General features: G+C 49.5%; 9 protein-coding genes. 4 read left to right on the plus strand and 5 right to left on the minus strand.

From position 1 onward, the window contains the following. Positions 1–103 precede the first annotated feature (103 nt). On the minus strand, positions 104–1081 hold the full coding sequence (cysB, locus tag ACFFJP_RS17150; RefSeq protein WP_377247035.1) for an HTH-type transcriptional regulator CysB: 978 nt from the start codon (positions 1079–1081) through the stop codon (positions 104–106). Between the two features lie 164 nt (positions 1082–1245). Here cysB and ACFFJP_RS17155 point away from each other — a divergent pair, with 164 nt between their 5' ends. Together ACFFJP_RS17155 and ACFFJP_RS17160 are read left to right on the plus strand one after the other, a co-directional pair. Continuing rightward, complete coding sequence (locus tag ACFFJP_RS17155; protein ID WP_377247038.1) at positions 1246–1932, plus strand: sensor histidine kinase; 687 nt, start codon at positions 1246–1248, stop codon at positions 1930–1932. 72 nt (positions 1933–2004) lie between these two features. Then, the gene (locus ACFFJP_RS17160) at positions 2005–2769 is read left to right on the plus strand and encodes a hypothetical protein (RefSeq protein ID WP_377247041.1); all 765 of its coding nucleotides are present in this window, start codon (positions 2005–2007) and stop codon (positions 2767–2769) included. A 92-nt stretch (positions 2770–2861) separates the two neighbouring features. Here the strand turns inward: ACFFJP_RS17160 and topA are convergent, their stop codons facing one another. After that, positions 2862–5456 carry a type I DNA topoisomerase gene (topA, locus tag ACFFJP_RS17165; RefSeq protein WP_377247044.1) on the minus strand — a complete coding sequence of 865 codons (2595 nt, stop codon included), beginning with the start codon at positions 5454–5456 and terminating at the stop codon, positions 2862–2864. Between the two features lie 226 nt (positions 5457–5682). On the opposite strand from topA, the gene astB reads away from it, so the two are divergent. Beyond that, on the plus strand, positions 5683–7023 hold the full coding sequence (gene astB / locus ACFFJP_RS17170) for an N-succinylarginine dihydrolase (RefSeq protein ID WP_377247047.1): 1341 nt from the start codon (positions 5683–5685) through the stop codon (positions 7021–7023). 83 nt (positions 7024–7106) lie between these two features. Here astB and ACFFJP_RS17175 read toward each other — a convergent pair whose 3' ends face one another. Further along, entirely contained in the window at positions 7107–9728 is a 2622-nt protein-coding gene (locus tag ACFFJP_RS17175) for an Ig-like domain-containing protein (protein WP_377247050.1), read from the minus strand. A 170-nt stretch (positions 9729–9898) separates the two neighbouring features. Between ACFFJP_RS17175 and ACFFJP_RS17180 the strand changes: the two genes are divergently transcribed. Further along, the gene (locus tag ACFFJP_RS17180; RefSeq protein ID WP_377247053.1) at positions 9899–11206 is read left to right on the plus strand and encodes a dicarboxylate/amino acid:cation symporter; all 1308 of its coding nucleotides are present in this window, start codon (positions 9899–9901) and stop codon (positions 11204–11206) included. Between the two features lie 42 nt (positions 11207–11248). Here the strand turns inward: ACFFJP_RS17180 and ACFFJP_RS17185 are convergent, their stop codons facing one another. Together ACFFJP_RS17185 and sohB are read right to left on the minus strand one after the other, a co-directional pair. Beyond that, entirely contained in the window at positions 11249–11890 is a 642-nt protein-coding gene (locus ACFFJP_RS17185; RefSeq protein WP_377247056.1) for a class I SAM-dependent methyltransferase, read from the minus strand. Position 11891: 1 nt separating this feature from the next. Continuing rightward, positions 11892–12881, minus strand: a complete 990-nt coding sequence (gene sohB, locus ACFFJP_RS17190; RefSeq protein ID WP_377247059.1) for a protease SohB — start codon at positions 12879–12881, stop codon at positions 11892–11894. Positions 12882–12904: the final 23 nt, after the last annotated feature.

Genomic DNA, 12904 nt, shown 5'->3' on the forward strand with positions numbered 1-12904 from the left:
CGGGATGAATTCAGGCTGCGCTGCTATCGTCAGTGGTGCAAATACAAAAGGACAGCCGGGGCTGTCCTTTTGTACATATAGAGCTGTGCTGATTTTATGACAATTAACGCACCGGCAACTCAAATTTGGCAAACATCCGGTCAATTTCTTCCTGATTGCGCAGTAAATTAGCACGTTCCACCACATCTTTCGTCAGGTGCGGGGCGAAGCGCTCAATGAAATCGTACATGTAGGTGCGCAGGAAAGTGCCTTTTCTGAAACCAATTTTGGTAGTGGACGCGGCAAACAAATGGCTTGCATCAATCGCCACTAAATCTGTATCCAGGTCTTTATCCATTGCCATTGATGCAATGACCCCAACGCCGAGGCCAAGCCGGACATAAGTTTTAATTACGTCAGCGTCGGTTGCGGTGAAAACAATCTTCGGCTCCAGACCTTTTTCGCCAAAAGCGCGGTCCAGTTCTGAGCGGCCAGTGAAGCCAAACACATAAGTAACAATTTGATATTGCGCTACATCTTCAATTTCAATTTTGCGTTGTAAGGTGGCAAGTGGATGATCGCTGCGCACAATGACACTGCGGTTCCAGTGATAACATGGCAGCATCACCAAATCACTGAACAAATGCATCGCTTCAGTTGCAATAGCAAAATCAGCTTCACCGCGTGACGCAGCTTCAGAAATTTGTTGGGGTGTGCCCTGATGCATATGCAAAGACACTTTAGGAAACTTTTTAATAAAACCGCCAATGACGCCGGGCAGCGCATAACGGGCTTGGGTGTGCGTAGTAGCGATATTCAGTTTGCCCTGGTCCGGTAGCGTATGCTCTTTCGCCACCGCTTTAATACTTTCTACTTTGGCGAGAATTTGCTGGGCAATTTCAATTACATCACGCCCGGCTGGCGTAACATGCGTCAGATGTTTTCCGCTGCGGCCAAACACCTGAATGCCTAACTCATCTTCCAGCATCCGGACTTGTTTACTGATACCGGGTTGCGACGTATAAAGGCTTTCTGCTGTCGCAGAGACATTCAAATTGTGATTTAGCACTTCGACAATGTAACGTAACTGTTGTAATTTCATGGGTCATGCTTTCCATGGTTGACGGCCACTGCCAGCAATAAAACGCGGTTAATTATTCCAACGGTTCATTGTTTTTTGTTTATGTATAACGAATAGTAGCTAAAAAACTCGCCAGACTGTAGTACTTTTTCCTTAAACCCAGCAGAACTTTGCAGGAGCAGACTGTGGAACATCCTGATATCGATTTCGCCACTGTATTGGCATCTGGTGTACATGATATGAAGAATTCTTTGTGCATGTTGATCCAATCAATGGACCTGTTACAGCAGGAACTGGCAGAAAAATCTGAGTCGGCCAGCCAGGAACTGGCCCGAATTCATTACGAAGCGACCCGGCTCAACACCAACCTGTTGCAGCTGTTATCGTTATATCGCATCGAAAAAGACCAATTGCCGCTGCATATGGACGAGTATAATCTCGATGATCTCTGTGATGAAATTCTGATTAAAAACGGCCTGTACAGCACGCAACGGAATATTGATGTGATCACTGATTGCCCCGGGAAGCTCAGCTGGTTTTTTGATAATGATTTAATCAGCAACTTGGTCAATGATATGTTTGTCAACGCACTGCGCTATTCCAACACCAAACTGCTGCTGCGGGCATTTGAACAGGAGCAGCAACTGTTTGTGGAAATTCACGATGATGGTGAAGGTTATCCGGCAGATATGCTGGACAATAGCGAAGAAGGCATTCATAACCTTAATCTTGCAGCTGGCCGTACCGGCCTTGGCTTGTTTTTTGCTCATATGATAGCGCGGGCGCACCGGAATCAAGGCCGTACCGGGCGGATCGAACTGAGTAACGGCGGAGAATTCGGTGGTGCGGTATTCCGATTGATCCTGCCCTAATCAATTGCAAACATTGGTATTTTGCAGCATTTCTGTTTAAGATGCAGAGGCAAGACCAATCCTGAGGTGCAGATGGCTTTTACCGTAATTGTGGTGCTTTTCATCGGCTTGTTGGTGATTTCTGTCGTTGCCAGTGCAATGCAGCAACACAAGGAGCGCCTCGCCACGTTAAAACGCGCCGAATTCACCAAACTACGTGGCATGTTGGAAGACACTGAAGAGATCCTGTTGAATGCCGCCAATGTGCCGCTGACACCGGGCATAGTACAGATGTTATTGACCCGTATTGCTTACACCCTCAAAGCGATGGTTGAACTTGAAACCAATTCCCGTGATTTAAAAAGCCGCCTGGCGGATACTGAAAAAAGACTCGCAGAACTCAGTAAAGAAAGCCCAGGCGCCGCAGAAAATATCAGTCTGCCTGACAATGACAAACAAATTATCAGCATGATCCAGGGCATTAAAAAGCTCAGAACGATTCTGCGTGCTGAGCATGCCCGTGGCAATATCGATACCCAACTGGTGATCCAGGAAGATCGACGGCTGGAGAACCTGCAGTTGCGGATTAATGTCGAAAGCCAAATCAAACGCGGCAACCAGGCACGAGCCAACCAACTGCTGGGTTCTGCCCGTCAATGTTACGAAAAAGCGCTGGTAACACTTAGCAATGCCAGTCATGTTGATGAATATGTGCAGTCGCGTCGTGCTGAAATGGCGACTATCCTGCAAGAAATTGCCGAAGAGCTGAAAGAAGGTAACCTGCGTGACCGGCAGAAAAAAGCCGAGCAGGAGAACAACGATCTGGATGTGTTGTTTGCGCCAAAACGCAAATGGTAATTTATTGACGGTGCACGAAGCAGATTAAGAACCTGCCAAAAATTCGAAGCAATAAAAAAGCCCGCACTGCGGGCTTTTTTAGTTGAACGCAATCAGCCGTCAGCTTTGCCTTCCACCCATTTACCATTTTTATACCACGCCATCCAGCCCGTTGCTTTGCCGTCTTTCTCTGACATGACATATTGCTGCTTGGTCTTGCGACTCCAGCGCACAACAGTGGCATTTCCGGCCGGATCTTGCGCTGGCGCTTCTGCAAGATAATGAAATTTCGGCATCATCCGTTCTTTAAAGCGTTGCAACTCGCCAACCAATGGCGCGCGGGTCTCCCGACTTTTCGGGAACGTCGACGCAGCTAGGAACAAACCAGCAGCACCGTCACGCAGCACAAAATAAGCGTCTGATTTTTCACAGCGCAGTTCCGGCAAATGCACCGGATCTTCTTTTGGTGGCGCCGCTTCGCCGTTGCGCAACAACTTACGGGTGTTTTTACAATCACTGTTAGTACAGCCAAAGTACTTGCCGAAGCGACCGGATTTTAACTGCATGTCCGAGCCGCATTTCTCACATTCGATCAGTGGACCGTCATAACCTTTGATTTTAAAAGCGCCGCTTTCAACCAGATAACCATCACAACCCGGATTGTTCCCGCAAACGTAGAGTTTGCGATTTTCATCCAGCAAATACGGATCCATTGCTGTGCCGCACTTCGCGCAGCGTTTTTTATGCCGCAGCACTTCGGTTTCCAACTCATCATCATCCGCCACCAACACCGCTTCATCACCCGGTGTCAGGTTCATCGTCGTGGTACAACGTTCTTTCGGCGGCAGATTGTAACCGGAGCAACCGAGAAACACGCCGGTGCTGGCAGTACGGATACCCATTTTCCGGCCACAGGTTGGACAATCGATGTCCGTCAGCACAAACTGATTGGTACGCATGCCACCGTCAGTGCTCTCGCCTTCGGCGACTTTCAGTCGTTTGGAAAAATCGGCGTAAAAATTGTCCAGCACCTTACGCCAGGCCGCTTCACCGTTGGCGATATCGTCGAGCTTCAGCTCCATGTTGGCGGTGAAGTCATAATTCATCAGATCACTGAAATTTTCGACCAGCCGGTCTGTGACAATTTCACCCATTTTTTCGGCGTAAAAGCGTTTATTGTCGACTTTGACATACCCACGTTCCTGAATCGTCGACGTGATCGCAGCATAAGTCGAAGGGCGGCCAATACCACGTTTTTCCAGCTCTTTAACCAAACTGGCTTCGCTATATCGCGCCGGCGGCTTGGTGAAATGTTGCGCGGGCAGCAATTGCTCCAACGACAAAACCTCACCGACTTTCAGATCCGGCAATTCATTTTCTTCTTCGTCTTTGCGCTTTTGTGCCGGTTGTACCCGGGTCCAACCATCAAAGCGTAATACCCGACCTTTGGCTCGCAGTTCAAATTCACCCGCTTGCACTGTGATATTCGTGACGTCATAGAGCGCCGGTGGCATCTGACAAGCGACAAACTGCCGCCAGATTAATTCGTAGAGTTTCTTCGCGTCCACTTCCATATCGGTCAACGCAGAAGCCTGCACTGTCACTTCAGATGGACGGATCGCTTCGTGCGCTTCTTGCGCATTGGCTTTACTGCCGTAACTCAAAGGCTCGGCTGGTAAATAGTTTTTGCCAAACTGCTCTACGATAAAATCACGCACTGCGCCAACAGCGTCCGCCGACAGATTGGTCGAATCGGTACGCATATAAGTGATGTAACCGGCTTCGTATAAGCGCTGCGCCAGCATCATCGTCTTCTTCACGCCATAACCTAAGCGCGTGCTGGCCGCCTGCTGCAGCGTCGAAGTGATAAAAGGCGCTTGTGGTTTTGAGCTGGACGGTTTGTCTTCGCGATCTGTCACCTGATAAGCGGCTTTTTGTAACAAAGACACAGCTGCATCAGTTTGTTGCTGATTCACCGGACGGAACGCTTTGCCAGCCTGACGGGCCACTTCTAAGCGCAACTGCGCTTGTCTTGGATTGCGCACATCGGCGTCTACAGTCCAATATTCTTCCGGCACAAAGGCTTTGATTTCGCGTTCGCGTTCGACCACCAGCCGCACCGCTACGGATTGCACCCGACCGGCGGACAAGCCACGGGCGACTTTTTTCCACAGCAGCGGGGACACCATAAAACCGACCACGCGGTCCAAAAAGCGCCGCGCTTGCTGCGCATCAACCCGATCCTGATTGACGATACCAGGTTCGGTGAACGCATTTTTTATCGCATTTTTTGTGATTTCGTTGAAGACTACCCGTTTGAACTTGCCCGCTTCGCCGCCAATGATGCTCTGCAAATGCCAAGCAATAGCTTCTCCTTCGCGGTCTAAGTCCGTTGCCAGGTAAACGGTGTCGGCTTTTTCCGCCAACATTTTTAATTCTTTCACGACTTTTTCTTTGCCGGCGAGGATCTCGTACCGGGCTTTCCAGCCGTTTTGCGGGTCAATACCCATCCGATCCACTAAGGCCTGATACTCTTTTTCTGCCTTACTCAGCTGACTGTCAGATGTTTTGGTTTTATCTTTGCTGCTGCTCGAAGGAAGATCGCGGATATGCCCCACGCTACTTTTTACAATAAAATCAGAACCTAAGTACTTATTGATCGTTTTAGCTTTTGCCGGTGATTCGACTATAACCAGTGATTTCGCCATTGTTTGTCCGGGATCCCTAAACCTGTGTCGTTATTCTACACGCCTTTTTAACGTATATCCGTATTCTGAAGTTGTGACAAGTACATAAACTCATTATTATGCTGGAAGGCCCGATTCTACGGGCTTTCTGCTGCTTTAAGCAGCAGACTCATAAATGAAGCAAACCTAAAACGGCCGCAAAAATAATAAAAACAGTGCCCCTTCCAACTGAAGGAATAAAGCAAAAATGAAGTACTTTGAAGCAAACTTTGATGGCCTTGTCGGGCCAACACACAATTACGCCGGCTTGTCTGTCGGTAACGTCGCCTCGCTGAATAACGCGAAAAACACCTCCAATCCGAAGCAAGCCGCCAAACAAGGTCTTGCCAAGATGAAGGCGTTAGCGGACCTCGGCATGGTACAGGGCGTGCTTGCACCGCAGGAACGACCAGACGTATATACGTTACGCCGGCTCGGTTTTGCCGGTACCGACGCTGAAGTCATTGCCAAGGCGGCAAAACAAGCGCCGGCTGTGCTACGAGCGGTCTGTTCTGCGTCTAGCATGTGGACAGCAAATGCTGCCACTATCTCCCCAAGCAAAGACACCGCCGATGGCCGCGTGCATTTTACGCCGGCTAACCTGACCAACAAGTTCCACCGCTCACTGGAGCCGGAAACCACGGGTCGGATTTTGCAAGCAATGTTCAGTGACAGCAAACATTTTGCCCATCACACGCACCTGCCGGATAACGACCATTTTGGTGACGAAGGCGCGGCAAACCATACCCGGCTTTGTAGCGGCTATGGCGAACAAGGCGTCGAATTGTTTGTGTTTGGGCGTTACGCTTTTGACTACAACAAACCGGCACCACGCAATTTCCCGGCTCGCCATACCTTCGAGGCTTGTGAAGCAGTCGCTCGGCTACACGGCCTGTCGGACGACAAAGTCGTGTATATCCAGCAAAGTCCGGAAGTCATTGATCAGGGCGTGTTCCACAACGACGTGATCGCGGTGGGCAACCAGAACGTGCTGTTTTATCATCAGCAAGCTTTTGTTGACAGCGACACCAAATTGGCTGAAGTGCAACGCAAGTTCGGCGATAAAACCGCGCTGCATCTGATTGAAGTGCTGGATCATGAAGTGTCTGTGCAGGAAGCCATTCAGACCTATTTGTTTAATACGCAGGTCATTACATTACCGTCTGGTGAGATGGCGATTATTGCACCAACTGAATGTCGTGACCATCCGCGGGTTTCTGCGTACTTAGCGGAATTAACCGGCCGGGGTACGCCGATCAAGTACGTGCATTATTACGACGTGAAACAGAGTATGCGTAACGGTGGTGGTCCTGCCTGTCTGCGCTTACGGGTCGCTTTAAGCGAAGCCGAGCGTCAAGCGGTTAACCCAAATGTGCTGTTGACGGATGCATTGTTTAACCGGTTGAATCAATGGGTCGATACACACTATCGGGATCAGATCAGCGAAGCTGAACTGGCAGATCCATTACTACTGGTCGAGTCGCGCACTGCGCTGGATGAGTTAACCAAAATCCTCAATCTAGGGTCGGTGTACCGCTTCCAGCAATAAGCGGCTATCGCGAAAGCTGAGTATAAAAAAGCCACCATAAGGTGGCTTTTTTTATTCACCCGTCAAAACGACGGGCGTGTTTGTCAGTTAATTGCGCAGATAGCAGTGGTGGTAAAATCAACTTCATCTGCTTCAGCATCCACGCCAAACGGGCTATTCCATGGTGGATCTGACTCATCTGTAGTGTCTTCAGTGCTATAAGCCAATGAAACCGAACGGGCACTCACGTTCTCAGTCCCGGCGGCAGAACCGGAGACGACGATGTCCACTTCAACAAAAGGTGCCATTTCTTTGGCGTAAGTTAACGTGAAATAGGCAATGCCGTCTGCGCCAGCAGTAATCGCTTTCTCCACCGCAACTACGTTACCTGGCGTCAGTTCTTTATTGCCATTTTCATCTTCGCCGGCATCCAAGATACCATTGCGGTTTTTGTCTTCTGACAAGCAGGTCAAATCGTCCGGTTCATTTGAGAAACGTGCGTCCCAATACTTAAAGGCTGCGTTTACCGGCCGCTTAAACCATGCGCCTTTATTGTAACGCTTAGGCAGCACAGAGACGGTAAGACCCTGATTTGGCACCGGATTGCCTGTAGAGTCAGTGACTAAGACCGCATATTTCCATTTATACAAAATTTTATCGGTTGATTCGTCAATGCCGTTGCCGGTGGCAAAGCGGAAAAACAATGTCCTGTTACCGACTGCAATGGGCGTAGTACCGGTAATCGCATCGTTATCTGCAATGGTAGCTTTAATCTTCAGACCTTTTGGTCCTTGTGGTGCACCACTGCCTGGCGTCGTCACATCTGCAGTAAATTCAGTGGTCGCAATGCCCTGCGAGTTCGTGCGCGCAGTGGCGGGATTGAGCTGCCCACCAAACGAATCAACCAGACTAAATGCAACATCTTTATTTTTTACCGGATTATTGTTGACGTCGCGAACAATGGCCTGCACCAGTGCTTTGTCTCCTGGCGCCAGTTGCGCTGGGATAGCCTGCACTTCCAATGGACGTGCCGGGTCCGGATTTGTCGCAATGAACTCAACAATTTTTTGTGTTTGCAGAGCCAAACCAGTACCGCGGGTATTCGCAGAAATGCTGGCAAGACCAGCAAACGCCGACCGCATCGAAATTTGCGCTTCCCCAGCAGCATTCGTCTGCACAGTGGCAACCACTTTGTTATCCGCAAGGCCTGCCGCATCTGCTGCGATAACCCCACGGGTTGTGGTAAAGCCGACTTCCTGTCCCGACATCGGCGAACCACTGCGTGTCCACTTAACTCCTGCCGTGGCCACAGTGTTTAACGCGATTTCTGGGATTGCAGCTTCATTGGCCGGGTTCACATAAGCAAAAGAATCTGCATTCACTACGATGCGCACAGATTTAACCACGCCGAGTGCCGAAACAGTGACGGTATCGCTGCCACTGTTCACTGCGGTATAACGCACGGTAGCGCGTCCTGTTGCCGCATCGGTTCGCGGCGTGGTGTTGCTGAAACTATTTTTTAATTCTGATGATAGTGACAACACAGTATCGCGGATTGGCTTCGCAGATGAATCCAACACAGTAAAGGTCAAGTCAATACTGCTTCCCAGCACCACAGCAGGCGCAGAAGCAATTTCAATATCAGTCCCCACTACTTTTAACGTCAGATAAGACTTTGCACCTGATGCCCCTGCCGAGGCACTGAGCAGGACTTCACGTAAAGAGGGATTTGATTTGGTCGTCAATACTGCTTTTGCCACACCGGCACTGTCAGTCGTGGCCGACTGCACTTCAATCTCTGCGTCAAAGCCGGATTCAACAGCAAACTTCACGACCACGTTTTTCAGCAGATTCTTGTCTTTGTCACGGACTATGGCGGTTAGGTCAACTTTATCCACTGCGCCGCTGCCAATCTGTAGTTTATCCGATTGCAATAACAGGCTACTGACCGGATCTGTTGTGACAGTACCGCCATCGCCTGCCGAGTCAAACGACCTATTTGCACTGACTGTCGCATTACCATTTAACACTGCAGTTAATGTACCGGCGCCGCTTGCTGTTCCTACTTCCAATCCGATCTCCGCGATACCGGCGCTGTTGGTTTGTGCCGTCCCCGCTGTGTTACTGAACCGCGCCAAATCACTAAGATTCATCGAAAAATTTACTTGCTTGCCGCTGACGTTTAGACCAAGTTTCGATTTAAGCACCGCTCTGACTTTCGCGGGTTTATCTTTACTGACCAATGTCACTTCTTTACCTGAGTTGTCAACCAAACTCATCGTCATCGTTAAGACGTCGGCGGCCGGATTATCGCCGGCAGAATTAAACGCTTTGGTGATTTTAGTATTGTCCGGCAGGCTGGCAGAGACAGTCGCGGCACCCGATTTAGTTCCGACTATCAAACCAATTTTGGCGACACCACTGCTATTGGTCACGGCCGAAGCGGTACCATTATTAAATGTGGCGACGGTACTGTCTGATATTTCAAAAGTAATGAGTTGTCCGCTGATGGTTCCACCGTTGGTCGAGGCCAAGGTATATTCAACGGTAAGTGGCGTGTTATTCGATAAGGTGTTGCTTTCTGCACCCGCAGCATCCAACAAACGGAGCGCAGCGGCAAACTTCGGAGTTTCCGGTGTACCTCCGGTTCCCAGAGTTCCACCTCCACCACAAGCGACTACAACACTCATCAGAAACGCAACGAGAAGTTGCCGGATGTTTCGCATGAAAACTCTCCCTAGCTGGCTATTTTCATTAGATTTTATTTCTTTTCTAGCTTAGCCGATTCATCCACGTCACAGCGAGAATTTACTCGGGTCAAACCACAAATTTTTCTTTTAGTTCAGAAACTGCTAGATTACGCCGTCCTTAACCCTGTTATAACCCATGTGCCCAGATGACTACAAACACAAAATACAATCTGACCACGCGAATCCTGCTCGCGATGGCTCTCGGTATCCTCGTCGGTACGCTGTTTAAATTCCTGCTGGATGGTCAAGCAGAACGGATCGTTGATCTTGGCGCTTTCAGCTTTGGGATCAAAGCTTTATTTATTGATGGCTTTTTTCACGTCGGTGGCCAGATCTTTATCGCCAGCTTAAAAATGCTAGTGGTGCCGCTGGTTTTGGTCTCACTGATTTGTGGGACGAGCTCACTCAAAGATATCAAAACCCTCGGACGTATCGGCAGTAAATCCATGAGCCTGTATATCCTGACCACTGCTCTTGCTATCGCTATTGCTGTGTTTTTCGCCACCATGGTGAAGCCTGGCGAAGGCGTCGATATGAAGCTCAGTAGCACATTTAATCCGGGTGAAGCACCTGGAATCGCTCAGGTATTCATTAACATGTTCCCGAGTAACCCAATCGATGCGATGGCCAAAGGTGAAATGCTGCAAATCATTGTGTTTGCAGTGTTATTCGGAATTGCGCTAGCGCTATCCGGTGACGCCGGTGAACGTCTGCGACTGATGTTTGAAGATATCAACACAGCGATGATGAAATTAGTCGGTATCGTGATGCACTTTTCGCCTTACGGCGTGTTTTTCCTGATGGCAAAACAGTTCACTATTCTCGACCTTGGCGATATGGCCAATTTAGCCAAGTATTTTGCTTTAGTTATTTTTGTCTTACTGTTCCATGGGTTTATCGTCTATGGCGCCTTTCTAACATTTGCAGCGCGTCTGAATCCACTGGTGTTCTTCAGCAAAATGAAAGAAACAGCTCTGTTCGCTTTTAGTACGTCCAGCAGTAATGCCACCATTGCCAGCAATATGACAACTACTACACAAAAACTAGGCGTTGATAACAAAGTAGCCTCTTTTACTATCCCGCTGGGTGCGACCATCAACATGGACGGCACTGCTATTATGCAGGGCGTGGCGACCGTCTTTATCGCTCAGGTATATGGGATTGATCTGACTTTCAACGATTATCTGCTGGTTGTGCTTACTGCGACTCTCGCCTCTATCGGCACGGCGGGTGTACCCGGTGTTGGTCTCGTGATGCTGGCCATGGTCCTACAGCAAGTCAATCTGCCGGTTGAAGGTATCGCACTGATTATTGGTGTAGACCGTCTGTTGGATATGACGCGAACCGCAGTCAATATTACCGGTGATGCGATGGTGTCCTGCCTGGTCGGCAAAAGCGAAAACTGTTTTGATGAGACGGTTTATAACGATCCAAAAGCAGGGCAAACGGCCTGATTGCCATCTTAGATACATAAAAGCCGGCTTCTGCCGGCTTTTTTAATTCCACTGAATACGCCAGCTGGTCTCAATGAGCGTACTGGTGTCAAACCTGCGGCGGGCAAAGCCCTGCCCCGTCAGGTCTCGCTGCTGTAACTGGCTGATCGTCGCGAAATCAAATAGTTCTTTGATTTCAGCAGCTGTGACGCTAAATGGCGGCCCCTGCTTCTCTCCTGCCGGATACTCCAGACTCAGCAACAGCATGTCCGCCTCTGGCATCAACTTTCTGAGATGGCGGACATAACTTTGCCGCATTGGAGCAGGCAAAGCTATTAATGCGGCCCGATCATAGATACGTTGACAAGATGCAACATGCGCTTGAGCCAATGCAAAATAATCCCCCTGGTACAGACAAATATTGGCAGCCTGAGATCTGACAAAGCCTGCGTCTTGGCTCGAGTCCATGACAAGTCCGTTTTCCCGAAAAAAATCGGTACAGGCCAATTCAGACAGCTCCACGCCAGTCACTGCTGCATGCTGTGCCAGAAAAAGCAGGTCCGGCGACTTGCCGCATAACGGCACAAATACCGGCCGATGATCGAGCCAGTCGGCCGGCGCCTGACTCAATAACGGATGGACCGCATCAAGTTGCCAGCCCAATTGGTCCTGCTGCCAGCAACGTAACCAGAATGCCGGGTCCATCTCAACGCCACAATGTCAGTTGCTGTAGCTGCTGTACCGTGCTTTTTAGCGCTGTCGCTGCAGCCAGTCCCAATTTCTCCGCGATGGACTTGCGGATCCGATACTGCACTTTGTACACCTGACGTTCGCTCAATTGCGTCAGCAGGTAATCATCGCTGGTCGTCAGTTCATCAACCAGTTTCAGCTCAAGCGCCTGATAACCAAACCAATGTTCACCTGTAGCAACTTCATCGATCTCCAACTGTTGTCGATGACGTTTGACAAAATCTTTGAACAGCACATGAGTTTCCTCGAGTTCCTGCTGAAACTTTTGCCGGCCTTTGTCGGTGTTTTCACCGAACACTGTAACTGTCCGCTTAAATTCGCCGGCCGTGAATTGCTCAAAATCAATGTGGTTCTTTTTCAGTAACTTATTGAAGTTTGGCAGTTGAGCAATGACGCCAATCGAGCCAACAATTGCAAAAGGTGCCGCGACAATTTTGTCTGCAATACACGCCATCATATAACCACCACTGGCGGCGACTTTATCAACCGCAACAGTCAGCGGGATATTTTTCTGCCGCAGACGCTGTAACTGAGAAGCTCCCAGTCCATAGCCATGGACGACGCCGCCGCCCGACTCCAGCCGAACCAGCACGGCATCGTCTGCTTGTGCAACAGCCAGCACGGCTGTCACTTCTTCCCGTAACGCGTCCACTTCATGAGCATCCATACTGCCGGTAAAATCTATGACAAACAGCTTCGCCTGCGGTGTGGCCGCTTTATTGGCCGCTTTCTGCCAAATCTTAAACGCTTTTTTATCCAGTAGTTGCTGCTGCAAATCCGCTTTTAGCGCCTGATAGTCAGCTGATAAATCATCAAAACACAATTCACCCTTGCTGGCTTTGGGTTTGACTGTCGCAATAACAATCATCAGGATCACTGCGCCAATCGCCAGTACCAGCGTCAGCGTTTTCGCCAAAAACATGCCGTATTCGAATAGAAATTCCACTTGTTATCCTTTGTCGTTAACCT

Origin of the sequence: Rheinheimera tilapiae, from assembly GCF_042432165.1 — a bacterium.
Lineage (GTDB): Bacteria > Pseudomonadota > Gammaproteobacteria > Enterobacterales > Alteromonadaceae > Pararheinheimera > Pararheinheimera tilapiae.